The organism is Nonomuraea helvata (assembly GCF_039535785.1).
GTDB classification, from domain to species: Bacteria; Actinomycetota; Actinomycetes; order Streptosporangiales; family Streptosporangiaceae; genus Nonomuraea; species Nonomuraea helvata.
The window spans coordinates 2,540,435-2,565,869 of record NZ_BAAAXV010000009.1; the positions used below are offsets into that span (position 1 = coordinate 2,540,435).

Consider the following 25,435-nt stretch of genomic DNA (forward strand, 5'->3'; position numbering starts at 1 on the left):
GAGGTCATCGTTCACCTCAGGTTTCGCCGGCGACCGTAACCTCCCGGCGGTACAACCGCGCACAATGATGGAGGACCTGTGGCGAACCCCAACGCGGGCGGACGGCCGCTGCTGCCGTTGCTCTCGACCCCGCACAAAGGCGGTCGCTCCGCGCTGACCTGTCAGTTCCGCTGCGGCAACGCGTGCGCGCATGACGTGGCCAACACCACCGCCAACGCCTACTTCGGCGATGTGGTGAAGGAGGCGCTGTCCCGGCGCGGTGTGCTGCGCGCCGGCGCGCTCGGCGCCCTCGTGGCCGGCGCCGGCATCGCGGGGGCGGTGCCGGCCATGGCCGACGAGCCGGAGGCGGCGGCCGAGGTCCAGGGCCGGCCGACCGGCGACATCCGTTTCACCCCGGTGGCGCCCAACACCGACGACGCTCTGACCATCCCCGAGGGCTACCGTTCGTCCGTGGTCGTGCGCTGGGGCGACCCCGTGCTGCCGGACGCGCCCGCCTTCGACTTCGACAACCAGAGCGCCGACGCGCAGAACAAGCAGTTCGGCTACAACAACGACTACGTCACGCTCTTCCCGATGGGCCGCGACCGCGCCCTGCTCTGGGTGAACCACGAGTACACCGACGAGAGCCTGATGTTCCGCGGTTACACCGGCGGCGCCGCCGCGACCGAGGAGCAGATCAAGATCGCGCTGGCCGCGCACGGCGGCTCGGTCGTGGAGATCGAGCGGGCGAACGGCGCGGGCGAGTGGAAGCTGGTCACCAAGGGGCGCCGCCGCTACAACCGCCGCATCACCGCTCAGACCCCCATGTCCTTCTCCGGCCCCGCGGCCGGCAGCGACCTGCTCAAGACGGCCGCCGACGCCGAGGGCCGCAAGCCCGTCGGCATGCTGAACAACTGCTCGGGCGGCTCCACCCCGTGGGGGACCGTGCTGACCGCCGAGGAGAACTTCGACCAGTACTTCGTCAACGGCGACAAGGTGCCCGCGGAGCAGAAGCCGTACATCTCCCGCTACACGATCACCACCGGCACGCCGTCGAGCAGCCGCAGGTTCGACCGGGTCGAGGAGCGCTTCGACTTGGCCAAGCACCCGAACGAGGCCAACAGGTTCGGCTGGATCGTGGAGATCGACCCGTTCGACCCCGACTCCACGCCGATCAAGCGGACCGCTCTGGGCCGGTTCAAGCACGAGGCCGCCAACACGACGCTGGCCCGCGACGGCCGCCTGGTCGTGTACATGGGTGACGACTCGCGCTTCGAGTACATCTACAAGTTCGTCTCGAAGAACCGCTACATCCCGGGATTCGACCGGCACAACCGCACGCTGCTGGACGAGGGCACCCTGTACGTGGCCAAGTTCACCGGCGACAGCCCCGCCTCCGAGATCGACGGGAGCGGCAAGCTGCCCTCCGACGGCGAGTTCGACGGCTCGGGCGAGTGGATCCCGCTGGTCTCCGGCGACAGGTCGTTCGTGGACGGCATGACCGCCGCCGAGGTCCTCGTCTACACCCGCGTGGCCGCCGACAAGGTGGGCGCGACCAAGATGGACCGCCCGGAGGACATGGAGCGCAACCCGGTCACCGGCGGCGTGTACGTGGCGCTCACCAACAACAGCAACCGCACGGCGGCCCAGGTGGACGAGGCCAACCCGCGCCCCTCCAACAAGCACGGCCACGTCCTGGAGCTCGTCGAGAAGCGTAACGACGCGGGCGAGAAGACGTTCGCCTGGTCGCTCCCGCTGGTCTGCGGCGACCCGAACGACCCCGCCACCTACTTCGCCGGCTACGACAAGACCAAGGTCTCGCCGATCTCGTGCCCGGACAACGTGACGTTCGACAGGGACGGCAACCTGTGGATCGCCACGGACGGCAACCAGCTCGGCAGCAACGACGGCATGTTCGTGATGCCCGTGCGCGGCAGGGAGCGCGGCCACCTGCGCCAGTTCCTCACCGTCCCGGTCGGGGCTGAGACCTGTGGCCCGCTGGTCACCCAGGACCAGCGCAGCGTGTTCGTGGCGGTGCAGCACCCGGGCGAGACCGACGGCGCCAGCCCGGACAAGCCCTCCAGCCGCTGGCCCGACGGCGCCCAGCCGCGCCCGGCGGTCGCCGTGGTCTGGCACGGCCAGGGCAAGAAGGTCGGGAGTTGACCTCAAGTTAACTTGAGGCAATACCGTTCCATGCCATGAGCATGGAGATGACCGCCCGGTACCAGCTGTATTCGATGAACAACCAGACGGAGCGTCGTCCTGTCACCAGGGCGACGCTCCGTCGTATCGGCGGCTTCGCCCGGCCGCACCGCCGCAGGATCGCACTGTTCTTGCTGCTCAGCGTGGTGATGGCGGGCCTGGCGGTGGGCTCCCCGCTGCTCGCCGGCCGGGTGGTGGACGCGATCTTCCACGGTGAGCCGCTGGACGTGGTCGTCGTGGTGGCGCTGGCGATCGCGGGCCTGGCGCTCGCCGAGGCGGGGCTCGGGCTGCTGAACCGGTGGCTGTCGGCGAGCCTGGGCGAGGACCTGATCCTCGATCTGCGTACGGCCGTCTTCGACCACGTGCAGAAGATGCCGATCGCGTTCTTCATGAGAACGCGCACCGGAGCGCTGGTCAGCCGCCTGAACAACGACGTGATCGGGGCGCAGCGGGCCTTCACCGACACCCTGTCCGGCGTGGCGGGCAACGTCGTGACGCTCGTGCTGACGCTCGTCGCGATGATCGGCATCTCCTGGCAGATCACGCTGCTCGCGCTGCTGCTGCTCCCGGTGTTCCTGCTGCCCGCCCGGCGGATGGGCACGAGGATCGCGAGGCTCCGGCGCGAGGCGGCCGACCACAACGCGGCCATGGGCACGCAGATGACCGAGCGCTTCTCGGCGCCGGGTGCGACGCTGGTGAAGCTGTTCGGCCGGCCCGCGCACGAGTCGGCCGAGTTCGCGCACAGGGCCAGGCGGGTACGCGACATCGGCGTGCGCTCGGCCATGACCCAGTCGGCGTTCGTCACCGCGCTGACGCTGGTCTCCGCGCTGGCCCTGGCGCTGGTGTACGGGCTCGGCGGCTTCTACGCGCTGCGCGACCAGCTCGCGCCCGGCGCGGTCGTGTCGATGGCCATGCTGCTCACCCGCCTGTACGCGCCGCTGACCGCGCTGGCCAGCGCCCGCGTGGACGTGATGAGCGCGGTCGTCAGCTTCGAGCGTGTCTTCGAGGTCCTCGACCTGGAGCCGCTCATCAAGGAGCGGCCCGGCGCCCGCGAGGTGCCGGAGGGCCCGGTGTCGGTCGAGTTCGACGACGTGAAGTTCGCCTACCCCTCGGCCGACAAGGTCTCGCTCGCCTCACTGGAGGAGGTCGCCACGCTCGACTCGCGCGGCGGCGTCGAGGTGCTGCACGGCGTCTCGTTCAAAGCCGAGCCCGGCCAGATGGTGGCCCTGGTCGGCTCGTCCGGCGCGGGCAAGTCCACGATCGCCCAGCTCCTGCCCAGGCTGTACGACGTCGACTCGGGCTCGGTGCGGCTCGGCGGCGTGGACGTACGCGACCTGACCGCCGACTCGATCCGCGACACGCTCGGCATGGTCACCCAGGACGGTCACCTGTTCCACGAGACGATCAGGGCGAACCTGCTGCTCGCCAGGCCCGAGGCGAGCGAGGACGAGATCTGGGACGCCCTCACCAGGGCCAGGCTGGCCGGCCTGATCGAGTCGCTGCCCGACGGGCTCGACACGGTCGTGGGCGAGCGCGGCTACCGCCTGTCGGGCGGCGAGCGCCAGCGGCTGACGATCGCCCGGCTGCTGCTGGCCAGGCCCAGGGTGGTCATCCTGGACGAGGCCACGGCGGCGCTCGACTCCACCTCCGAGGCGGCCGTGCAGGCGGCGCTCGGGGAGGCGCTCGAAGGCAGGACCGCCGTGGTGATCGCGCACCGGCTCTCCACGATCCGCGCCGCCGACCTCATCCTGGTGATCGAGGACGGGCGCGTGGTCGAGCGCGGCACGCACACCGACCTGCTCGCCGCCGGGGGCCGCTACGAGGAGCTGTACCGCACTCAGTTCGACGAGCCGACGGTAGCGGTGGCCTGAGGCGGTGTTCATGGCCTCACTTCGTGAGGCCGGCTCGGACGCCCTTGATGCCGTCGCCTTCCCCCGCTCTGGTCGCTTCGCTCCCGCCGCTCCTCCAGGCGACGGCGCTCCCTCGCCGGGTGACGCGCAGGGAGTAGAGCGCGACCGGGATCGCGATCAGCACCACGGCGGCCGCGATGACGAGAGTGAACTGGTACGCGTCCAGGAAGGCGGGCAGCGGCGGCAGGTCGCTGCCGCTCTGCCTGGAGCTGAGGATCGCCCCCAGCACGGTGACGCCGAGCAGCCCGAACACCTCGCGTGACACGTTCAGGACGCCCGAGGCCACGCCGGACCTGCCCTTGGGCATGCCGCCCAGGATCGCGGCCGTCAGGGGCACCAGCATGCCGCCGCCCAGCCCGTACAGCAGGAACCAGGGCGCCACGTCCGTGTAGTCGGCGTCGGCGCCCACGCCGGAGAGCAGGTAGATCGCCGTCCCCATGAGCGCCATGCCGAGCGCCACCGTGCGGCCGATGCCGATCCGCGCGCTGATCCGCTGCGACAGCATCGCGATCACGGCCATGACCAGGGCCATCGGCACGAACGCGGCGCCCGCCTGGGTGGGGGAGAAGCCGAGCACGTTCTGCAGCCACAGGGCGCTGAAGAAGTAGATCCCGAAGACGCCGAACGACCAGACGCCCATGGTGAGCAGGCCGCCCGTGAACACCCTGGCCCTGAACAGCGACACCGCGATCATCGGCTCGGCGGCCCGCGCCTCGACCAGCACGAACGCCACGGCCGCCGCCGCGAACACGCCGAACGCGGCCAGGATCTGCGGCGAGGTCCAGCCGGCGCCCTCGCCCTCGATGAGCGCGTAGGTCAGGGCGAACAGGGCGAGCGCGGAGGTGGCCAGGCCCGGCAGGTCGATGCGGTGCCGTACGCGGGTGAAGGCGGGCCTGACCGCCCACATCCCCAGGCCGAAGGTCACCACCCCGATCGGGACGTTGAGCAGGTAGATCCAGCCCCAGTGCAGGTGCTGGCTGATGAAGCCGCCCGTGATCGGCCCGAGCGCCATGGACAGCGCGCCCGCGGCGCTCCAGATGCCGACAGCCCTCCCGCGCTCGCCCGGATCGGGGAAGATCTGGGTGATCAGCGTCAGCGCGGTGGGCGTGAGCAGCGCGGCCCCGACGCCCTGCGCTGCCCGCGCCGCGATGAGGGCTGTCCCCGAGCCGGCCAGCCCGGCGGCCAGCGAGGACAGCGTGAAGACCGCCAGCCCGCCGAGGAACACCCTGCGGGCCCCGAACACGTCCGCGAGCCGGCCGCCGACCAGCATGAGCCCGGCGAAGACCAGGATGTACGAGCTCACGATCCACTCAAGCCCCGAGATCGTCAGCCCCAGCTCCCGCTGGATCGTCGGCAACGCGACGTTGCCCACGTTGTTGTCCAAATAGGTCATGAAGGTGCCCAAGGTCACCGCGACCAGCGCCCACCATCTCACGACATTTCCTCCTATACGCCGTACTTGTACGTCGTATAGTTGAACTTGTACGGCGTATAGTTGTCAACCGTGATGGGAAAACTGACCGCACAGGCGATCGCGGAACGGGCTCTGGAGATCGGCGACACCGAGGGGCTCGACGCCGTGACCATCCGGCGTCTGGCCACGGACCTGGGCGTGACCCCGATGGCTCTCTACTGGCACTACAAGAACAAGGAACAGCTGATCGTCGGCATGGCCGACCATCTGATCGGCGGCTTCGCGCCCAAGCAGGCCGACGACCGCCCGTGGCAGGAGCAGTTCCGCGACCTGATCGAGGGGCTGATCAGGACGCTGCGCACGCATCGCTGCGCCAAGAGCGTGATCGAGCAGATCGACCCCGTCGAGGTGCCGAACTTCCTGGCCGTCTGGGACCAGGCGCTCGGTCTGGCCCGCGGCGCCGGGTTCGGCGTCGACGAGAGCTGCCTGATCAGCAAATACATTCTGCAGAGCGCCATCGCCATCGCCGACGCCCCCATCCACGTCAAGACCGTGGACCCGGCCGCGGTCCGGGCCAAGCTGGCCGGCCTGCAGTCACTGCCCGAGGAGACGTACCCGTACCTGGTGGAGATGGCCTCCCCGCTGGTCAGGGGGACGGAGCCGGGGCTGTACGACACGTTCGGCGTCGATCTCGTCCTCAGCGGCATAGAGGCGCTGGCGGCCAGACGTTAGGGTCGTGCCGTGACCTTCGAGCTGATCTGCGAGATCGAACCTCCCACCAAGCCCGATCTGAAGCACGTCCGGCACCAGATCGGCACGATGAGCAAGATCGCCCACTCGTTCCTCATCCCCGACAACCACATCGGCCGCGCCACGGTGTCGAGCGTGGCGGTGGCCCACGAGGTCCAGGCCATGGGCGGGCGCGGCATCGCCTGCCTCAACTCGCGCGACCGCAACCTGCTCGGCTTCCGTCGCGACCTGCTGACGGCGGCGGCGTACGGGGTGGAGCAGTTCCTCTTCGTCTACGGCGACAAGCCGACGAGCGGCAACCGCACCAGCGACCTCACCGTGCGCTCGATGATCGAGGAGGCCCGCGAGTTCTCCCCGGGCGTCCGCCTCGGCGCGGCGGCCTCGATGCGCTCGCTGCCCACCTGGAAGCGCACGGCCGACTTCCTGTTCCTCCAGGTCGGCTTCTCGCTGGAGGCGCAGCTGCGCTGGCGCGACGCCCACCCGGTGAACATGCCGGTCTACGCGGGCGTCATGGTCCTGGCCAGCGAGCGCCACGCCCGCATGCTGGCCACCGCGATCCCCGACATCGACCTGCCGGAGGAGCTGATCGCGAAGGTGGCCGCGGACCGCATGGCGGGGGTGGAGGCGGCCTGCGAGCAGGTGCTCGCGATCCGCGACTCGGGCGCCTTCGACGGCGTCCACCTCATCCCGGTCTCCCGCTACCGCGACGTGGAGTCCAGGCTCGCCGCCGTTCTCTGAGGGCGGGCCAGGGACGCGAGCAGCGCGCCCGTGAGCGCCACCGCGAAGAGCACCGCGTACGCGTGCCGGAACCCGTCCATGAGCTGCCCCACCGCCACCGGCGAGAGCTTGGAGAGCGTGCCCGCGTACACCTGGGCGCGCAGTTCGGGCCCCACGGACGCGGTCAGGACGCTGAGCGACAGGCCGACGCTGATCACGATGCCGACGTTCATGATCATGACGCGGAAGCCGTTGACCACCCCCAGGCTCCCGCTGGGCAGCGCCCGCATGACCTGGGTGGTGTTGCCGGTCAGGAACGTCCCGCTGCCGCAGCCGGCCACGAACAGGCCGATCCCGATCACCCAGTACGGCGTGGCCGGATCGGCCGTCAGCATCAGCGTGCCGAGTCCTAGGGCGCTCATCGCCGCCCCGCCGATGGACAGCGCGTACGGCGACACCCTCCGCCCCAGCGCTCCCGTGATCGGCGAGGCCAGCCCGATCCCGACGGGCACCGGCAGCACGCTCAGCCCCGCCTCGAACGCGTCCACCCCTCGCGCCGCCTGGAAGTACAGCGCCACCACCAGGATGAGCGCCGACCGCGCCAGGGCGTTGCAGAACGAGGCCAGGTTCGCGTACGCCAGCAGCCGCCCCCCGAAGAGCCGCAAGTCCAGCACCGGGTTGGACGAGCGCCGCTCGGCCCACACGATCAGCGGCAGCAGCAGAGCGAAGACGGCGAATCCCGCCACGACCATGAGGCCGCCGGAGTTCGCCTCCGAGAGTGCCAGCAGCACCGCCGACAGCGCCGCGAACACCAGCACGTTGCCCAGCGCGTCCACCGGCTCCTTCGGCCGCCTGGGCATCCTGCGTAAGATCGCCGCCCCCACGCCCAGCGCGAGCAGCCCGGCGGGCACGTTGACCCAGAAGATCCACTGCCAGCCGGCCGTCTCCGCGATCAGGCCGCCCAGCGTGGGCCCGGCCAGCTGCGCCACCGAGAGCGTGCCGATGTAGACGCCCATGCCCTGGCTGAGCCGGTCGGGCGGGAACGCGTCGGTGATGATGACCGTGCCGTTCGCCAGGATCATCGCCGCCCCGATCGCCTGCAGCACGCGCATCGCGATGAGGAACCACACGCTCGGCGACAGCCCGGCCAGCAGCGAGGCCACCGTGAACAGCGCGAACCCCGTCAGATACACCTCGCGCCTGCCCAGCAGGTCGGCCACCCGGCCGAAGAACACCAGCGAGGCGGTGTTGACCAGCAGGAACGCCAGCAGGATCCACCCCGACTCCAGCGCGTCGGCGTGGAAGTGCCGCACGACCGCCGGGAGCGCGACGTTGAGCGTGCTGCCGGCGATGCCGATGAGGACGAGCCCCAGGCTGGTGACCGCGCACACGCGCCACGCGTAGCGCAGGCGGGTGTCGTCGTGGGGGGTGACGGCTACCATGCCCTCCACTATGACGTACGGCGTACGTAGATCATCAGCGGGCTCGCCTGCGCAGCCCGTCGAGGTCGTGGATCACCACGCGCCGCCGTCCGGTCTCGATGAGACCCCGGTCGCGCAGCGTGCGCAGCGCCTTGCTGACGGCCTCGCGCGAGGCGCCCGTCCAGCCGGCCAGCTCGTCCTGTGACAGGGGCAGCGCCACGCGCACCCCGCTGTTGGTCTTCTCGCCGTACCGGTCGGCCAGCTCCAGCAGGCGCGTCGCGACCCGGCCCGTGGTGTCGAACGCGCCGTACTCGATGCGCTTCCTGTCCGCGTCCCGCAGCTTGGCGGTGACGAGCTGCATCAGCAGTACGGCGATGCGTCCGTGGGACTCCAGGAACGACGAGAAGTCCCGCAGCACGATCCCCGAGATCGGCTCCAGCGCGGTCACCGTGGCCGAGCGAGGCGACCCGTCGATGGCCGACATCTCGCCGAGCAGCGCGCCAGGACCGCGTACGGCCAGCACCACCTCGGTGCCGGCACTCGTGTGTGACGAGCACTTGACCCGGCCCTCCAGCAGCACGAGGACCCAGTCGGACGTGTCGCCCTCGTTGATCACGGTCGTGCCGCGGTCCCACCGCCGCGGGCGGCCGGCCGCGCGCAGGTCCGCGACCTCCTCGTCGGTGAGCAGGGAAAGGAACTCACCGGGCTCAGGCTCCATGCGCCCGATTATGTCGGTACGAGTGTCGCCCTTCTATTGCAAATCAGTCAGAACGTAGGCGGCCACGAGCTCTTCCTTGCCCTTGAGGCTGAGCCGGCCCAGAGGGTTCACCGACGCGCCATGGCCCAACTGCCTGAGCGTCGTCTCCCCGATGACGACCGTGCCGGGCTCGGCGATGCCCTCGAGCCTGGCCGCCACGTTCACGCAGTCGCCCATCGCGTTGAAGCCGCGCAGCTCGGGGCTGCCGATGTTGCCGACCAGGGCGGGACCGGTGTTGACGCCCACCCTGAACGTCGGCCACTCGACGTCGTCCACCCGCTTCCACGCCATCTCCTCGGCCACCTCGGCGGCGGCCCGCTGCATGTCCAGCGCCGCCCGGCACGCGGCCCTGGCGTGGCCGGCCTGCGTGGCGGGGGCGTTGAACAGGGCCAGCAGCGCGTCGCCGACGAACTGCACGATCGTGCCGCCGTTGTTGAGAATGCAGGGGACCGCGGCCGTGTGGTAGCGGTTGAGCATCTCCACGATCTCGCCGGGCGTGACCTTCTCGGAGAACGTCGTGAAGCCCTTGAGGTCGGCGAAGAGCGCGGTCAGCTCCTTCAGCTCGCCGCCGAGCGCCGCCTGCGCCGGGTCGGCCAGCAGGGCGTTGGCCACGTCCGGCGACATGTACTGCCGGAAGAGCGTGTCGAGCTCCTGGTAGAGACGGGCGTTCTCCAACGAGATGGACAGCTGCCCGGCCAGGGTGGCGGCCAGCGCCTCGTCCTGCGGAGTACGGCCGACGGGCACCTCCAGCACGCCCGCGAGGTGACCCTTGACCGTCAAGGGGAAGGCCAGCAGGCTGTCGCGCCTGATGGGCTGGTTCCCGGCGAACTCGTACTCGCGGGAGCCGATCTGGGTCTTGCCCTCCGCGACCAGACCGATCTTGACGTCGCCGTACGCCTGCCGCACCCGCTCCAGCGCCGTGGCCAGCAGCCGGTCCTCCGGCAGGCCCACCTTGGTCTGGGCGCTCACCGCCACCAGGGCGGCCAGCCGCCCCGACAGCTCGCGCTCGTTGGCCAGCGCCTGGCCGGCCCGGTCGAGCACGGCGGCCTGGCCCTCGTTCAGCCGGAACTTGCCCGACAGCCGGGTCGCGGCCAGCGGCTCACCCCGGCGTACGTGCTCGACCAGCTCCTCCAGCGCCTGGTCGTAGTCCTGCTGGATGCGCGCCACGGTCGCCGCCAGCGTCACCGAGTCGAACAGCCCCGCGCTCGACCCCTCCCGCCTGAACTGCAGGTGCGCGCTGTAGGCCACGAAGACGAAGGCCAGCGTGAGCAGGAGGTGCCACTCCCACCAGGACAGATGCCAGTTGAGCTGGGACATCCCCGCGACCATGGCCTCGGCCAGCAGCGCGTACGCCGTGATCAGGCTGATCAGCATGGCCGACGGGCGCCGCCGGTGCAGCAGGAACATCATCACGCTCGCCGCGGCGTACAGCAGGACGCCCGGAATGGACGCCCAGACCAGCCAGGGGACCGGCGACGCGAGCGGCGGCTCGCTGAGCACCGTCAGCCCCGGGATCAGCGACACCAGCCCCCAGACGACCATGAACCCGAAGAGCAGCGCACGGATGAAGTGTTGCGAGCCCAGCACGGCCTTGGCCGCCCGCTCGCCCAGCGGCAGCGCGGAGGCGAACGCGAACGCCGCCGCGATCGTGAGCCCCACCTGCTGGCCCAGGTCGAACCCCAGTGAGCCGGTCGGCAGGATGATCTTGGGGGTGGCCAGCCCGTGCAGGAAGAAGAACCCGGCACTGCTCAGGAAGACCATGGAGACCAGGAACAGCCGGGCGTCCTGCCGCCGCCGCGACGCCTCGCTGATCATGACGCCCAGCACCACGTTGAGCCCGGCCACCGTGATGATCATCCAGAAGTGGCTGGGATTGTGCTGCCAGGGGATGTTGACGTCCGGGTGCAACAGCAGGAGCCAGAGGCCCAGCAGCGGCAGCACCAGATGGATGCCCCAGACCACGCCGCGCACGGGGTGGGTGGCCGGAGGCAGATAGGGGGTCGGCACAGACCCGATTATCCACGCGGGGTCGTGGCCACCAATGCGTCGTTTTACCCACAGCGTCAGTGAAGAGGGCCGGCACGGAACCCGTACCGGCCCTCGAGAAGAACCGTCAGCCGAACAGCGCGGGCAGCGCCGCCGAGTGCGTCTCCCGCAGCTCCTCGACCGGCACCTCGAACTCGCCCTCGACCACCAGCGACGCGCCGCCGGTCGTGCCCAGCCCGTAGCAGGGCACGTCGTGCCGCCCGCACAGCGACGCGAACTCCTCATAGGCCTCCGGCCGCACCGCGACCAGCGCCCGCGCGGAGGACTCGCTGAACAGGTCGGTGAACGCGTCACCGCTCAGCACCACCGAGGCGCCGACGCCCCGCGCCAGGCAGGACTCGGCCAGCGCGACGGCCAGCCCGCCGTCCGACAGGTCGTGGGAGCCCTCGAGGAGCCCCCGCCTGCCGGCCTCGACCAGCACGGTCGCCAGCGCCTGCTCGGCCGCCAGGTCCGCCTGGGGCGGCAGCCCGCCCAGGTGGTGGTGGGCGACGTGCGCCCACTCGGAGCCGCCGAACTCCTCGCGCGTCTCGCCGAGCAGCACGACCTTGAGCCCCTCGGCGGTGAACCCGGACGGCACCCGCCGGGCCACGTCGTCGATGACACCGAGCACGCCCACGACCGGCGTGGGGTTGATGGCCGTCGAGCCCGTCTGGTTGTAGAAGGAGACGTTTCCGCCGGTCACCGGCACGCCAAGGGTCCTGCACGCGTCGGCCAGGCCGCGCACGGCCTCGGCGAACTGCCACATGACCTCGGGGTCCTCTGGGGAGCCGAAGTTGAGGCAGTTGGTCACGGCGAGGGGCTTGGCGCCGGTCACGGCCACGTTCCGGTACGCCTCGGCCAGCGCCAGCTGCGCCCCCGCGTACGGGTCGAGCTTGGCGTAGCGGCCGTTGCCGTCGGTGGCCAGCGCGATGCCCCTGGTCGTCGGCTCCGCTCCCGCCATGGCCTCCGAGATGCGCACCATGCCCGCGTCCGCCGGCTGGGCCAGCACGGTGTTGGAGCGGACGTAGCGGTCGTACTGGGAGGTCACCCACTCCTTGGAGGCCAGGTTGGGCGAGCCGAGGAGCTGGAGCAGCGTGCCCCGCAGCTCGGCGGGCCGCTCCAGCCTGTCGGGGGTGTCGGCGTTGAGCGCCGCCTGTCCGGAGGGCTCGTGGTACGGGCGCTCGTAGACGGGCCCCTCGTCGGCCGCGGTGCCCGGCGGGATGTCCACGATGACCTCGCCGTCCCAGGTCATGACCAGGCGGCCGGTGTCGGTCACCTCGCCGATGACGGTGGCGGGGACGTCCCACTTGTCGCAGATCGCCATGAACGCCGGGATGTCGTCGGGCCTGACGACCGCCATCATGCGCTCCTGCGACTCGCTCATGAGGATCTCCTCAGGCCTGAGCGAGGGATCCCGGAGCGGGACGAGGTTGAGGTCGACGTCCATGCCGCCGGTGCCCTTGGCGGCCAGCTCGGTCGTGGCGCACGACACGCCGGCCGCGCCGAGGTCCTGGATGCCGACGACGACGTCGGCCGCGTACAGCTCCAGGCAGCACTCGATGAGCAGCTTCTCCATGAACGGGTCGCCCACCTGCACGGCGGGCCGCTTGGCCTGCGACTCGTCCTCGAACGTCGCCGACGCCAGCACCGAGGCGCCGCCGATGCCGTCGGGGCCGGTGGACGCGCCGAACAGCACGACCTTGTTGCCCGGCCCTGGCGCGGTGGCCAGCTTGATCTGGTCTTTCCGCAGCAGCCCGACGCACAGGGCGTTGACCAGGGGGTTGCCGATGTAGCAGGGGTCGAAGACGACCTCGCCGCCGATGTTGGGCAGGCCCAGGCAGTTTCCGTAGTGGCTGATGCCCTCGACCACGCCTGGCAGCACCCTGCGCGTGTCGACCGCGTCCGCGCCGCCGAAGCGCAGCGAGTCCATGACGGCGATCGGGCGCGCGCCCATCGACATGATGTCGCGCACGATGCCGCCGACGCCGGTGGCCGCGCCCTGATGCGGCTCGACGTAGGACGGGTGGTTGTGTGACTCGATCTTGAACGTGGCCGCCCAGCCGTCGCCGATGTCCACCACGCCCGCGTTCTCGCCCATGCCCACCAGCAGGGCCTCGGACTTGGGCGCCTTGGTGGCGAACTGCTTGAGATGCACCTTGGACGACTTGTACGAGCAGTGCTCGGACCACATGACGCTGTAGATGGCCAGCTCCGAGCCGGTGGGACGGCGCCCGAGGATCTCCTTGACCCGGTCGTACTCGTCCTGCTTCATCCCCAGCTCGGCGAAGGGCATCGGCTCGTCAGGCGTCTCAGCCGCGCGCTTCACACTGTCGGTCATGCGTTCACCAGCTTCTTGAGAATGGAGGTGAAGAACCCGAGGCCGTCGGTGCTCGGGGCGCCGACCAGCTCCTCGACCGCGTGCTCGGGGTGCGGCATGAGGCCGACCACGTTGCCCGCCTCGTTGCGGATGCCCGCGATGTCGTTGAGCGAGCCGTTGGGGTTGCCGACGTAGCGCACGACCACGTGACCGCCGGCCTCGAGCGCGGCCAGGGTGTCGTCGGAGGCCACGTAGCGGCCCTCGCCGTGCTTGATCGGCAGCACGATCTCCTGGCCCTGGTCGAACGAGTTGGTCCACGCGGTCGCGGTCTGCTCGATCCTGACCTTCTGGTCACGGCAGACGTAGTGGAGCGAGCCGTTGCGGGTCAGGGCGCCCGGCAGCAGGTGCGCCTCACAGAGGATCTGGAACCCGTTGCACGTGCCGAGCACGGGCAGCCCCGCCCTGGCGGCCGGGATGAGCTCCTCCATGAGCGGCGCGAACCGCGAGATGGCGCCGCAGCGCAGGTAGTCGCCGTAGGAGAAGCCGCCGGGCAGGAAGACGGCGTCGACTCCCTTCAGGTCGTGGTCGGCGTGCCACAGCGGAACCGCCTCCGCGCCCACGAGGCGCACGGCTCTGGCGGCGTCCTGGTCGTCGAGAGTTCCTGGAAACGTGACTACGCCCACACGGGCAGCGCTCATGACAGTCGTCCCCTCCGAGGAATGCGCGCGCACGCGCCACCGTCGGTCGGACGGTGGCGGTCTACTCAGGTTATCGGGTGCTGTCGCGTGGTCCGCATCGGCTCATGCGTCCGGCGGAGGTGCGAGGGAGCGCCGTCGCCTGGACTGAGGAGCGCAGGAAGCGTAGCGACCGGAGTGACGAGGGAAGGCGACGGCTCCCAAGCGACCGAGCCCGCCTCCACGGAGTGGAGGCCATGAGCACGTTCAGACGGCTGCCAGCTCGCGGGGGCGGACGTCGGCCTCGTCCCAGGCGAGTTGCTTGCGCAGGTGGACCGTCGTGCCACGGCCGGGCGTGATGCCGAAGGAGATCTCGTCGACCACGGAGCGCATGATCAGCAGGCCGCGGCCGTTCTCGGTGTCCGGCGGGGGGAAGTGCAGCGGCATCGTCGGCAGACCGTCGCCGTTGTCGGCGACGCGTACGTCGCAGCGGCCGTAGCCGATCGCGGCGGTCACCTCGTAGCGGTTGGCGGGACCCCCGTGCCGCACCGCATTGGAGCACGCCTCGGAGACGGCGAGGAGCATGTCGGCGATGCACGTCTCGCTCACGTTCAGTGAACGCATGGCATCGCCCAGCACTCGCCTGACCATCGGTATGCCGATCGCATCCCGAGGCAGTGCCAACGAGAACTCAATATCCACCGGACTCCTCCGGGCGCCAGAATGTCACCTGGAGTAGGTTTCCCTGTGAAAACGGGGCTAACCGCAAAATCACCCTGTTGTTATTTAGTGTTGGCATGCCCGTGGCATTGTGGCATGCCGGAACCCGGCTTTAACCGGCCAAGAGGGAATCGGGGGAGCTTATCTCCCTTACTCCTCAACCCGGACGCTGTAGTCCTCGATCACCGTGTTGGCCAGCAAGGTCTCGGCCATCTTACGGACTTCGCCGAGCGCCGTCTCGTCGGCCGGGCCGTCGAGCTCGATCTCGAAGCGCTTGCCCTGGCGCACGGCCGAGACGCCGGAGAAGCCGAGCCTGGGCAGTGCCCTGGCGATCGCCTGGCCCTGCGGGTCGAGGATCTCGGGCTTCAACATGACGTCCACGATGACGCGGGCCACTGCGTTCCTCCTGGATGCGGTGGGTGACTGGGAAGCACAGCCTACCGGCGCGTGTGGCTGACGACACAACGGGAACGGGGAGAGGATGGGGCTTGCGCGGAGGGTTGTGATGTCTGCCACCATGGCCCCAAACGCGTACGAACCACCACCAGATGGTTCCTCGCATGGACGGCTGGCCTAAGGTGGCAACCCCATCGAAGACCTGGCCCTTTAACGACGCACAGGAGTGGCACGTGACAGCCGAAGCCTCTCGTGGTGCTTCAGCACCTCCGGAGCTCGTCCAGCTGCTCACCCCCGAGGGCGAGCGGGTCGAGCACCCCGACTACGACATCGACCTGACCGACGAGGAGGTCCGGTCGCTCTACCGCGACCTCGTCCTCGTCCGGCGCATCGACCTGGAGGCCGTGGCGCTGCAGCGCCAGGGTGAGCTGGGCATCTGGGCCTCGCTGCTGGGCCAGGAGGCGGCCCAGATCGGCTCGGGCCGGGCGCTGACCGACGCCGACATGGCCTTCCCCACCTACCGCGAGCACGGTGTGGCGTGGTGCCGCGACGTGGACCCGGTGAAGCTGCTGGGCCTGTTCAGGGGCGTGAACCACGGCGGATGGGACCCCGAGGAGCACAACTTCCACCTCTACACGATCGTGATCGGCAGCCAGACCCTCCACGCCGTCGGGTACGCCATGGGCATCCAGCGCGACGACGCGAACGCCGCCACGATCGCCTATTTCGGTGACGGCGCCACCTCGCAGGGCGACGTGAACGAGTCGTTCATCTGGGCCAGCGTGTTCAACGCGCCGATCGTGTTCTTCTGCCAGAACAACCAGTGGGCCATCTCCGAGCCCCTGGAGAAGCAGACCCGCATCCCGCTCTACCGCCGCGCCTCCGGCTTCGGCTTCCCCGGGATCAGGGTGGACGGCAACGACGTGTTCGCCTGCCTGGCGGTGACCAGGAAGGCCCTGGAGGCCGCCCGTACGGGCCAGGGGCCGACGCTCATCGAGGCGTTCACGTACCGGATGGGCGCCCACACCACCACCGACGACCCGACGCGTTACCGCGTGGCCAGCGAGTTGGAGGCGTGGAAGCTCAAGGACCCGATCGAGCGGGTCAGGTCGTATCTCTTCAAGAACGAGCACGCCGACCAGGCGTTCTTCGACTCCGTCGACGCCGAGGCCGACCAGCTCGGAGCCGACCTGCGCAGGCGCTGCCTGGCGATGCCCGACCCGGAGCCGCTCGACATCTTCGACCACGTCTACCGCGAGCCCCACGCCCTGATCGACCAGGAACGAGCCCAGTTCGCCGCGTACCTGGAAGGGTTCGCCCAATGACCATCCTGAGTCTGTCCAAGGCGCTCAACGAGGGCATGCGCAAGGCCATGGAGGACGACCCCAAGGTCCTCATCATGGGGGAGGACGTCGGCAAGCTGGGCGGCGTCTTCCGCGTCACCGACGGCCTGCAGAAGGACTTCGGCGAGGACCGCGTCATCGACACGCCGCTGGCCGAGTCGGGCATCATCGGCACCGCGATCGGACTGGCGCTGCGCGGTTACCGGCCGGTGTGCGAGATCCAGTTCGACGGGTTCGTCTTCCCGGCCGCCGACCAGATCATCACGCAGCTCGCCAAGATGCCGATGCGCTCGCTGGGCGCGATCAAGCTCCCGGTGGTCGTACGCATCCCGTGCGGTGGCGGCATCGGCGCGGTCGAGCACCACAGCGAGTCGCCCGAGGCGTACTTCACCCACACCGCCGGGCTGCGCGTCGTGGCCTGCTCCAATCCGGCCGACGCGTACACCATGATCCAGCAGGCCATCCGCAGCGACGACCCGGTGATCTTCTTCGAGCCCAAGCGCCGCTACTGGGAGAAGGCCGACATCGACACCTCCTCCACCGACTGGTGGCCGCCGCTGCACGCCGCCAAGGTGGTCCGCCCGGGCAGTGACGCCACGCTGCTGGCCTACGGCCCCATGGTCAAGACCTGCCTGGAGGCGGCCAAGGCCGCCGAGGACGACGGCCGCTCGCTCGAGGTGGTCGACCTGCGCTCGCTCAACCCGCTGGACGAGCCGGTCGTGATGGACTCCGTACGCCGTACCGGGCGGGTGGTGGTGGTCCACGAGGCGCCGGTCAACAGCGGGTTCGGCGCCGAGCTGGCCGCGAGGATCACGGAGCAGTGCTTCTACAACCTGGAGTCGCCGGTGCTCCGGGTCGGCGGCTTCTCCACCCCCTACCCTCCGTCGCGGCTGGAGGAGCACTACCTGCCCGACCTGGACCGGGTGCTCGACGCCGTCGACCGGGCACTCGGCTACTGAGGAGGGTTGTTCATGCGACGCGAGTTCAAGCTTCCCGACGTCGGTGAGGGGCTGACGGAGGCCGAGATCGTCCGGTGGCACGTCAAGGCGGGTGACACCGTCAAGGTCAACCAGATCGTCGTGGAGATCGAGACGGCCAAGTCGATCGTCGAGCTGCCGATCCCGTGGGACGGGGCGGTGGCGGATCTGCTGGCCGACGTGGGCCAGACGGTCGACGTCGGCGCCCCCATCATCGCCGTCGACACCTCGGAGCCCTCGGAGCCCTCGGACAGGGTCCAGGCCGCGGCCGAGGACATGGTGCCCAACCCGCCGGAGGAGAGCGCCGTCGAGCCGGGCGCGCACGGCAGCCCGGCCCCCAAGGAGGAGCGCCAGGCGGTCCTGGTCGGCTACGGTGTCAAGACCGGCGCCACGAAGCGCCGGCCCCGCAAACGTGAGACGGCCCGGATCCCGGCCACTCCGGTGGCCAACCCGTCCCGCGTGGAGGTGGACGGCCACCCGGCCACCGCCCCCACCTCCGGAGTTTCGGTCCTCGCCAAGCCGCCGGTACGGAAGCTGGCCAAGGACCTCGGGGTCGACCTCGGGGGCATCACCGGCACCGGCCCTCAGGGCTCCATCACCCGGGAGGACATCCACGCCGCGGCGGAGGCCAAGGAGCCGGTGGCAGCTGCCGTGGCAGCGCCCGAACGGGTGGAGGAGGAGCGCATCCCCATCAAGGGCGTGCGCAAGATGACCGCCCAGGCCATGGTCGCCAGCGCCTTCACCGCCCCCCACGTCACCGAGTTCCTCCAGCTCGACATGACGAACACCATGGAGACGGTCCAGCGCCTGCGCGCCTTCCCCGACTTCGCGGAGGTCAAGGTCTCCCCGCTGCTCCTGGTGGCCAAGGCGGTGCTCACGGCGGTGAAACGCCACCCCATGATCAACTCATCGTGGGACGAGGCGGCCCAGGAGATCGTGGTCAAGCATCACGTCAACCTGGGGATAGCCGCCGCCACCCCCAGGGGTCTGGTGGTGCCCAACATCAAGGGCGCCCACGCCCTGTCGCTCCCCGACCTGGCCAAGCAGCTGGCCCAGCTCACCGAGACCGCCAGGGCGGGCCGTACGCAGCCGGCCGAGATGGCGGGCGGCACCTTCACCATCACCAACGTCGGCGTCTTCGGCGTCGACGCCGGCACCCCGATCCTGAACCCCGGAGAGGCGGCCATCCTCGCCGTCGGCCAGATCAGGGACATGCCGTGGGTGGTGGACGGCGAGCTGGCGGTACGCAAGGTGACGACGCTCGCCCTCTCGTTCGACCACCGCATCGTGGACGGCGAGCTGGGCTCGATGTTCCTGCGTGACGTGGGCGCCATGCTGGAGGACCCGCTGCGCGTGCTGGCCTGGAGCTAAGACCCATCTCTTATCGGGATGGTCCGGTTCGTGATCACGTCTGTCCGGTGTGGTCCCCGGCCGCTGGAAGCGGTCGTGGTCTCATCCGGGGTCGGCGTGTCACCCATGCCGGAACTTTGCCGAGCAGAGGCCGTCCTCGTCTGGTACCGCCGAGGGCGGCACGGTCGGGGGGAGGCTGCCGTCTGGCCCGTTCCCGCCGGTGGGGCGGGGGCGGGGCTTATCACGGTTGACTCGGTCAGGGCTTCTTGCAGCCCTTGGGAAAAGGCAGTGGTCAGAGCCTGGGCCCGCTGATAGTCGACCCGGGCCGTATGCGGGTCGGCCGGGTCGACGAGTGTGACACATGACGCCAACGCCGCGGAGATCAGGTCCCGATCCCCTGACAGTCCGCACGCGGGGCAGGTGTGAACCCGGTCGGCCAAGGATTTGGGGACCCGGGCCCCGCACAGGCAGTGCTGGGACATCGCGGTGTGGGTGGTGGAGGCGCGCAGCAAGGCACCGCCTGCCGCCGCGCATTCGCGGGCCAGCGCGGTGATGAGCATACCGGGGGTGAACGCGGCGCAGGCGCGGCCCCACAACCGGTGCCAGGTGCTGATGTCGCAGTCCTCGACGACCAGGTGGGCGCCATGGGAGGCAACGATGCTCACGGCCAGGTGGGCGGCGCGGGCACGCCGGGCTTCGCTCTGCCCGGCTGCCTCCGCCGACAGGCGAGCGCGGACTTTTCGGTAGCCGCGCGAGAGGGTGTCGGTCCGATATGCCTGGCGGGGGATCCCGCCCGCGGTGGCATCGCGTGGACCGCCCGGCAGGCTGATTGTCTTGGCGGGTAGTCCACGGTCGGCACGGCGGCGGGCGCGTTCGGCCTGGCGGGGCGAGGGCTGGTAGCGGGTGGGGTTGGCCGCGCGGCGGGACCGGTCCAGCGCTCTTTTGCGGCCTTTGGCCTTGGCGCGGGCTCGGGCCGCCACAGCACGTTCTGCGTCGGTCAACGTCAGCCGTGTCCCGGTGACCCCGCTGGGTTTCACGGTTCCGCCCGGTTCTGCGGATGTTGCGAGTCTCGCGGGCTCGCTGGTTCTAGCGGTCCGGCCCATGGTCGGCGCGCCGGGGCCACGCCCCTTGGCGGCGAGTCCGTCGGGTTCCGTTGCTGCTGGGGCCGGTTCGGTTACGGCCGGTTTGGGCCAGGTGGCGGGCGCGGAGACCACGGCCAGATTGGAGACGTTCCCGTCCACCCCGCCGAGTCGTTCCAGCCCGGCGGCGTGGGCGCGGCGCTCGCGGGTGCGTGGGGAGGTGTATCCCGCGCCCAGGATCATCAGGTGGGCCTCATATCGCCAGCCGCCCCGCACGCCGGGATCGGCCCGCCGCACCAGGTCGATCTTATGCCAGCGGGCCGGGTCGGCCAGATAATGGGCCAGGTAGGGCAGACGGCCCGCGCCCTGGGGGAGCCGGACCGGGATCACCAGATCTGGCGCGGTGCTGGTGGCGCCGCCGGTGAACACCACCATGAGCGGCCCGTCGTAGGTCCACCACGAGGCCCGCCGTGCGCCGCGATTCCCACCGTCACCAGTCCTGTCCGCGCCGGTCCTGCTGCCGGTGGGGGTGGGCAGACGACGCGGCTGGGCCAGCACACTCGCCCCGACCGGCCGCGACAGCTCGGCATCGACCAAAGCGCCGCCCGCAGTCTCGCCAGCGACGGTGCTCCCGGTCTCGGCTCGCAGTCCTGTGACAACATCGCCCTTGGTCAGATCCGGGTGGGGGTAGGCGGCCAGATGCGCGGCCAGGCTGCCATACAGCCGAAATGTCTCCCACTTATGTGGGGTGGTGTGCGAACGCGCCCGGCCGGGGATGCGGGTATGGGTCCACCACGAGCCCACCCGCGGGCGTCCGGCCCGTTTGCCGTTCGTGTCGCCGAACAGGTGCCGCTCCACCCCGGCCCATACCTCGTCGGCCTGATGCAGCGCCAGCGCCTTGGTCAGATGGTGTTTCAGGTGACCGGAGGCGTCCAGATGGGCGGAGGCGGCGCTTTCCAGGCCGGCCCGGGACAACCCCAGCCGCTCACGCCAGGCCTTGGCGTCCGCGGCCCGCCGGTTGGGCGCGGCCCAGTAGGCGTCGACCCGGTCACGGGCGTCGCGTTGCAACGCGCGTTTCAACGACCAGGAGGCGGAGAACAGTTGCTCCAGCCGGGCACGCACGGCCGGGTCGTCGGTGCACAGGGCCAGCCGGATCACCGATACCGGTTGGTCGGGGTCGCGCCTCCAGGCGGGTTTCTTGTTCTTGCCGCGGAACCTGCGCCCGCCAGGCCAAGCCCCGGATCCCGATCCGGGCGCGGTGTTCGAGCCGGTCCGGGTGTCCGATCCGGAGGCAGAGGCAGAGGCAGACCCGGAGACAGAGGTACGGCGGGCTCCGGCCGCCTCGCCCGCCCCATGCGTCTGCCCTGTCACGGTCATGGGTTCACCATGCCGCATGCCAACGACAATTTTCGACGCTCAACGGTTCAGGGTCGGGCCCTTCATACGGCGCACAAGCTAGATCATGGATCAGAACGTCCCACTCTGCCTACGCAGCGTCACCGTCGGGATGGGGATGCGCTTGGCCACCTGCCGCTCAGCCAACCTGAAGATCTGGACCGGGCTGTCCGCCGCCCGTTCTACATCCTGATCACCCGCCGGTGCCACGTCCATCCCGACAAGCTGGGGCCGGGCCACCCCTGGGGGCTCGCCTACCCCGATCGGGTCCTGCTCTTTTAGCCGGGGGAAAGAACCACGGCGACCGCCGGGAGGACCCCTCCCCCGGCGATCGCCGTAGGCCCGGGACACCCGCACCCACCTCGTACAGAGTCACGTCGGACCGGTTTGATACACCACCGATAAGGTTGATCGCATGATTCGTCACATCGTGCTGTTCACCTGGACCGACGACGCCACCGACGAGCAGAAGGAGACGGTGACGGCCGAGCTGCGCAAGCTGCCCGGTGTCATCCCCCAGCTGCGCGCGTACACGGTGGGCGCCGACGCGGGCCTCAACCAGGGCAACCACGACTACGGGGTGGTGGCCGACTTCGACAGCGTCGACGACTACCTGGTCTACCGCGACCACCCCTATCACCAGGAGCTGATCGCGCAGCACATCAAGCCGATCCTGGCCACGCGCGCCGCGGTGCAGCTGAGCCTCTAGATCTCCGGCGGGTTGTTCTCGCGGTGCATCAGCCTGTCGTCGGAGGTGCGCCCCCGCCTGGGGGCCAGCACGATGCTCAGCACCACGCCCACGCCGCCGACGATCATGAAGATGAGGCCGACGACGTCCATGTGGACGCTCTTGCCGAACACGTCCGGCTCGATCGCGAACTTCAGGATGGCGCCAAGCGTGAGGAAGAAGATGCTGACCCCGACACCCATGACGACCTCCACGCAAACGGCAAGTACAGCCACGGTAATACCCGGGTACAAGTGATCATACCCGTGGCTTGTCAGGCGAGGCAGGACAGCGGCTTGCCGCCGTTGTAAGTGATCATGTCGAGCACGGCGGTGGCCAGGTCGATCGGGGCGCCGAGGGGCTGCCCGTCGAGTTCGGCGTAGGCCCGGTGCAGGTTGCCCACGATGCGCTCGGAGTCGAGCAGCCCGCCCCACTCGCCCAGGTCGGCCTCCCTGGCGGCGTCCAGCGGCGACAGCCCCGCCGCCCGGCCCCGCTCGGCGGTCTCCTGCACGAACCGCAGGTAGCCCTCCACCCGGTCGTACACCTCCGGCCCGCACACCGCTCCGTGCCCCGGCACGACCGTCTCCGCCCCCAGCGCCCTCAGCTGGCCGAGTGCGTCCAGCGCCCCGGCCACCGAGCCCATCAGCACGAACGGCGTGCCGCCGTTGAACACGAGGTCGCCGGAGAACAGCAGCCGCCGCTCGGGGATCCACACGTACGAGTCGTTCGTGGTGTGCGCGGCGTGGCCGACGTGCCTGACCTCGCACCGCAGGTCGTCGGAGTGCACCGTGACCCGGTCGGTGAAGGTGAGGAACGGCGGCGTCACCACCATCTCGCCCCAGTCCACCTCGGGCGACCACGCGGGCAGGTAGGCCGGGACGCCCTCGGCCAGGATCTGCTCGCGTACGCCCTCGTGCCCGACGATCGTGGCCTCGGGGAAGAGCCAGTTGCCGAACGTGTGGTCGCCGTGGTGGTGGGTGTTGATCAGCGTGGTGATCGGCCGGTCGGTGACCGTGCGGACGGCCTCGCGGAACGCCCGCGTACGGCGCTCGGTCGAGCAGGCGTCGACGCAGATCACGCCACGCCGCCCGGCCAGGAACCCGGTGTTGTTGATCCACCAGCTCCCGTCGGGCTGGATGTAGGCGTAGACGCCGTCGGACACCTCTTCGACCTGGGGAGGCGCCAGGGGGTGGTCATGAGTGCTCGAGCTCATGCCGCGACGGTACCCGAACCGAACCCTGGGATCAGGCGTGACTCCCAGGGTCGAAATCAGGGTTCATCCCCGATGCAGCCGGATGTCCGGAAACGCAGCATGGATGACATGAACGAAATCAGCCGACGCGACGAGATATCGCTGTCGGGCGCCGCGCTCCGCGGCGCCCCTTGGAAGGCCGCCGCCATCGGCGGCGGCGCCGTCACCGCGGCCAGCATCGGCCTGGGCGTCCTCACGGGCGGTGCCGACCTGGTGTGGGCGCTGGGCCTGGGCATCAGCCTGTTCGCCCTGATCGCCGCGGTCGGCGCGGTCGCCAGGCCGCACGAGGGCGACCGGGTGACCCGCCAGGCCAGGATCTGGTCGTTGCGGCACCCGTGGCGGTTCTCGCTGCTGCCCGCGGGCATCGTGGCCGTGCTGGACTACCCGGTGCAGCTCGTGCTCGACGACGACGGGGTCTTCGGCGCGGCGGTGGACGCGCTGTGGCACGGTGCGCTGGTCTACCTGATCGCCGGCGTCCTCACGCTCGCCATGCAGGGCCGCGCCCGATCCTCCGAGTGAGGCCCGGCCCGATGAGGACCGGCGCAGTCAGGACCGGGGCCGTGAGGTCAGCTCTGCGCCTGCTTCTCCGCCTGGCTCCTGCACACGCAGAACTCGTTGCCCTCGGGGTCGAGCATGGTCACCCAGCCGGTGCCGTCGGGCTGCCGCCGGTCTTCGAAGACGGTCGCGCCCAGCCCGATCAGCCGCTCGACCTCCTGGTCGCGGGTCCTGCCCTCGGTGCCGTTGACGTCGAGGTGCAGCCGGTTCTTCACGGTCTTGCCCTCGGGCACGCGGATGAACAGCACGTACGGGTCCTGCTTGGTACGCAGCATGACCTCGTCGTCGCCGGGCTTGTCACCCTCGCCGAGGGGCAGCCCGGTGGCCTTGCTCCACCAGCTGGCGATCTCGTACGGGTCGGCGGCGTCGAAGGTGACGGCATGGATTTCGATCACGCAGTCACCTAACCGGGGCCGCCCCACGACGTCAAGCCAGTATCCGCAGCCCGACGACCCCGGCCAGGATCAGCGCGATCGAGATCAGGCGCGGCAACGAGACCTCGTCCCCCATGGCGATCATGCCGAGCACCGCGGTGCCCGCCGCGCCGACGCCGGCCCAGACGGCGTACGCGGTGCCGACCTCGAGGGTCTTGAGCGCGTACGAGAGCAGGCCGAAACTCAGTGCGGCCGTCACGAAGAACGACAGCGCCCATGTGGCGCGCGGCGGGGTCATTCCCACCAGACGGTGACCCACCGGTCGCGGGGCACCGGCCACATGCCCAGGGCGAGCACGGTGTCCGCCACCTCCTGCGCCCTTGAGGGGTCGAGGCAGACCCGGCGGCACACGCTCGCCGCCAGCTCCTCCAGCGAGGTGAATCGTTCCAGGGGAGCCTCCCGCTCCTCCACCTGCACCGCGAAGCCGAGCGCCGCCACCAGCGCCACGCAGTCCTCCGCGACGGGCCGCACCGGCCGGTCCACCCCGTGGAAGTGCTCCCACAGCGGCGTCATCCAGCTCATGGGATGGCGGTGCGGCAGCTCCAGCACCACTCGCCCCTGGGTGCGGTCGTCGAGCGCGCGCAGGAAGTCGGCCAGGTCGGGGACGTTGTAGACCACGTGCGCGGCCACGGCGACGTCGACCACGGGCACCTGGTCGGCCACGTCGGGCCAGCGGCCCTCGATCGCCGTGACCGGCACACCGAGCTTCTCCGCCCTGGCCGTCAGCCCCTCCAGCATCGCGGGCGAGGTGTCGACCGCGTAGAGGTGGCCGATGCGCTCGTGCAGCGGCAGCGACGAGGCGCCGGGGCCCGAGCCCACGTCGAGCAGCGTGCCCTTGTCGGGCAGCGCCTCGGAGAGCCGGGCCATGGTCGGGCCGTCGTCCGGCTCGGCCAGCGCCCTGTCGGTACGGGCGCCGAACCGCTCGGGCGAGTGGCTCCACGGATCAACGGGAGCCTTGGCCATGATCTCGGCGGGAATGGCCCAGGAATCCAGTCGCTCTCGCCATCTCGCGGCGAGTTCTTCGGCGTCCATGGAGAGCAG

24 protein-coding genes are annotated in these 25,435 nt (G+C 70.2%); 9 read left to right on the plus strand and 15 right to left on the minus strand.

Annotated features, from left to right (window positions below; genetic code table 11):
- Positions 1-78 precede the first annotated feature (78 nt).
- Together ABD830_RS45280 and ABD830_RS45285 are read left to right on the plus strand one after the other, a co-directional pair.
- The gene (locus ABD830_RS45280; protein WP_345001238.1) at positions 79-2,142 is read left to right on the plus strand and encodes a PhoX family protein; all 2,064 of its coding nucleotides are present in this window, start codon (positions 79-81) and stop codon (positions 2,140-2,142) included.
- 35 nt (positions 2,143-2,177) lie between these two features.
- Complete coding sequence (locus ABD830_RS45285) at positions 2,178-4,052, plus strand: ABC transporter ATP-binding protein (RefSeq protein ID WP_345001240.1); 1,875 nt, start codon at positions 2,178-2,180, stop codon at positions 4,050-4,052.
- A gap of 16 nt (positions 4,053-4,068) precedes the next feature.
- On the opposite strand, the gene ABD830_RS45290 is transcribed toward ABD830_RS45285, so the two are convergent.
- Positions 4,069-5,526 carry an MFS transporter gene (locus ABD830_RS45290; RefSeq protein ID WP_345001242.1) on the minus strand — a complete coding sequence of 486 codons (1,458 nt, stop codon included), beginning with the start codon at positions 5,524-5,526 and terminating at the stop codon, positions 4,069-4,071.
- A gap of 72 nt (positions 5,527-5,598) precedes the next feature.
- Here ABD830_RS45290 and ABD830_RS45295 point away from each other — a divergent pair, with 72 nt between their 5' ends.
- Both ABD830_RS45295 and ABD830_RS45300 read left to right on the plus strand, forming a co-directional pair.
- Complete coding sequence (locus tag ABD830_RS45295) at positions 5,599-6,237, plus strand: TetR/AcrR family transcriptional regulator (protein WP_345002252.1); 639 nt, start codon at positions 5,599-5,601, stop codon at positions 6,235-6,237.
- Positions 6,238-6,246: 9 nt separating this feature from the next.
- Positions 6,247-6,993 (plus strand): methylenetetrahydrofolate reductase, encoded by a 747-nt coding sequence (locus ABD830_RS45300; RefSeq protein WP_345001244.1) that lies wholly within the window; start codon positions 6,247-6,249, stop codon positions 6,991-6,993.
- Here the strand turns inward: ABD830_RS45300 and ABD830_RS45305 are convergent.
- The 7 genes from ABD830_RS45305 to purS all read right to left on the minus strand — a co-directional run bounded on the left by ABD830_RS45305 (position 6,954) and on the right by purS (position 15,282).
- Positions 6,954-8,414: an MFS transporter gene (locus ABD830_RS45305; RefSeq protein ID WP_345001246.1), complete on the minus strand. Its 1,461-nt coding sequence runs from the start codon at positions 8,412-8,414 to the stop codon at positions 6,954-6,956. The two genes, ABD830_RS45300 and ABD830_RS45305, sit on opposite strands and share 40 nt — an antisense overlap.
- Positions 8,415-8,448: 34 nt before the next feature.
- Positions 8,449-9,111: a Crp/Fnr family transcriptional regulator gene (locus ABD830_RS45310; RefSeq protein ID WP_345001248.1), complete on the minus strand. Its 663-nt coding sequence runs from the start codon at positions 9,109-9,111 to the stop codon at positions 8,449-8,451.
- Positions 9,112-9,144: 33 nt separating this feature from the next.
- Positions 9,145-11,157, minus strand: a complete 2,013-nt coding sequence (locus ABD830_RS45315) for an adenylate/guanylate cyclase domain-containing protein (RefSeq protein ID WP_345001250.1) — start codon at positions 11,155-11,157, stop codon at positions 9,145-9,147.
- A gap of 106 nt (positions 11,158-11,263) precedes the next feature.
- Entirely contained in the window at positions 11,264-13,513 is a 2,250-nt protein-coding gene (purL, locus tag ABD830_RS45320) for a phosphoribosylformylglycinamidine synthase subunit PurL (protein WP_345001252.1), read from the minus strand.
- Entirely contained in the window at positions 13,510-14,190 is a 681-nt protein-coding gene (gene purQ / locus ABD830_RS45325) for a phosphoribosylformylglycinamidine synthase subunit PurQ (protein WP_345001254.1), read from the minus strand. Before purQ ends, purL begins: the two co-directional genes overlap by 4 nt.
- A 243-nt stretch (positions 14,191-14,433) precedes the next feature.
- A complete protein-coding gene (locus tag ABD830_RS45330) occupies positions 14,434-14,817 on the minus strand; it encodes an ATP-binding protein (protein WP_345002253.1) in 384 nt (127 codons plus the stop codon).
- Between the two features lie 219 nt (positions 14,818-15,036).
- Positions 15,037-15,282: a phosphoribosylformylglycinamidine synthase subunit PurS gene (gene purS, locus ABD830_RS45335; RefSeq protein WP_345001256.1), complete on the minus strand. Its 246-nt coding sequence runs from the start codon at positions 15,280-15,282 to the stop codon at positions 15,037-15,039.
- A gap of 233 nt (positions 15,283-15,515) precedes the next feature.
- Between purS and pdhA the strand changes: the two genes are divergently transcribed.
- From pdhA to ABD830_RS45350, 3 genes are read left to right on the plus strand one after another with little or no spacing between them, the layout of a single operon-like run.
- Positions 15,516-16,607, plus strand: coding sequence for a pyruvate dehydrogenase (acetyl-transferring) E1 component subunit alpha (gene pdhA, locus ABD830_RS45340; RefSeq protein ID WP_345001258.1), 1,092 nt, complete (start codon positions 15,516-15,518; stop codon positions 16,605-16,607).
- A complete protein-coding gene (locus ABD830_RS45345) occupies positions 16,604-17,584 on the plus strand; it encodes an alpha-ketoacid dehydrogenase subunit beta (RefSeq protein WP_345001260.1) in 981 nt (326 codons plus the stop codon). The genes pdhA and ABD830_RS45345 overlap by 4 nt, the downstream gene beginning before the upstream one ends.
- 12 nt (positions 17,585-17,596) lie before the next feature.
- On the plus strand, positions 17,597-18,973 hold the full coding sequence (locus ABD830_RS45350; RefSeq protein WP_345001262.1) for a dihydrolipoamide acetyltransferase family protein: 1,377 nt from the start codon (positions 17,597-17,599) through the stop codon (positions 18,971-18,973).
- On the opposite strand, the gene ABD830_RS45355 is transcribed toward ABD830_RS45350, so the two are convergent.
- Together ABD830_RS45355 and ABD830_RS45360 are read right to left on the minus strand one after the other, a co-directional pair.
- Positions 18,970-21,189, minus strand: coding sequence for a zinc ribbon domain-containing protein (locus ABD830_RS45355; RefSeq protein ID WP_345001264.1), 2,220 nt, complete (start codon positions 21,187-21,189; stop codon positions 18,970-18,972). The two genes, ABD830_RS45350 and ABD830_RS45355, sit on opposite strands and share 4 nt — an antisense overlap.
- Before the next feature lie 309 nt (positions 21,190-21,498).
- Positions 21,499-21,642 carry a hypothetical protein gene (locus ABD830_RS45360; RefSeq protein WP_345001266.1) on the minus strand — a complete coding sequence of 48 codons (144 nt, stop codon included), beginning with the start codon at positions 21,640-21,642 and terminating at the stop codon, positions 21,499-21,501.
- 199 nt (positions 21,643-21,841) lie between these two features.
- On the opposite strand from ABD830_RS45360, the gene ABD830_RS45365 reads away from it, so the two are divergent.
- Entirely contained in the window at positions 21,842-22,135 is a 294-nt protein-coding gene (locus tag ABD830_RS45365) for a Dabb family protein (RefSeq protein ID WP_345001268.1), read from the plus strand.
- Here the strand turns inward: ABD830_RS45365 and ABD830_RS45370 are convergent.
- Entirely contained in the window at positions 22,132-22,356 is a 225-nt protein-coding gene (locus tag ABD830_RS45370) for a hypothetical protein (protein WP_345001270.1), read from the minus strand. The genes ABD830_RS45365 and ABD830_RS45370 overlap by 4 nt on opposite strands.
- Positions 22,357-22,427: 71 nt before the next feature.
- Positions 22,428-23,366, minus strand: a complete 939-nt coding sequence (locus ABD830_RS45375; protein ID WP_345001272.1) for an MBL fold metallo-hydrolase — start codon at positions 23,364-23,366, stop codon at positions 22,428-22,430.
- A gap of 108 nt (positions 23,367-23,474) precedes the next feature.
- Here ABD830_RS45375 and ABD830_RS45380 point away from each other — a divergent pair, with 108 nt between their 5' ends.
- Positions 23,475-23,924 (plus strand): hypothetical protein, encoded by a 450-nt coding sequence (locus ABD830_RS45380; RefSeq protein WP_345001274.1) that lies wholly within the window; start codon positions 23,475-23,477, stop codon positions 23,922-23,924.
- A 47-nt stretch (positions 23,925-23,971) separates the two neighbouring features.
- On the opposite strand, the gene ABD830_RS45385 is transcribed toward ABD830_RS45380, so the two are convergent.
- The 3 genes from ABD830_RS45385 to ABD830_RS45395 are packed head-to-tail and all read right to left on the minus strand — an operon-like array spanning position 23,972 to position 25,426.
- The gene (locus ABD830_RS45385; RefSeq protein WP_345001276.1) at positions 23,972-24,355 is read right to left on the minus strand and encodes a VOC family protein; all 384 of its coding nucleotides are present in this window, start codon (positions 24,353-24,355) and stop codon (positions 23,972-23,974) included.
- 31 nt (positions 24,356-24,386) lie between these two features.
- The gene (locus ABD830_RS45390; RefSeq protein ID WP_345001278.1) at positions 24,387-24,632 is read right to left on the minus strand and encodes a DMT family transporter; all 246 of its coding nucleotides are present in this window, start codon (positions 24,630-24,632) and stop codon (positions 24,387-24,389) included.
- On the minus strand, positions 24,629-25,426 hold the full coding sequence (locus ABD830_RS45395) for a class I SAM-dependent methyltransferase (RefSeq protein ID WP_345001280.1): 798 nt from the start codon (positions 25,424-25,426) through the stop codon (positions 24,629-24,631). Before ABD830_RS45395 ends, ABD830_RS45390 begins: the two co-directional genes overlap by 4 nt.
- Positions 25,427-25,435 lie beyond the last annotated feature (9 nt).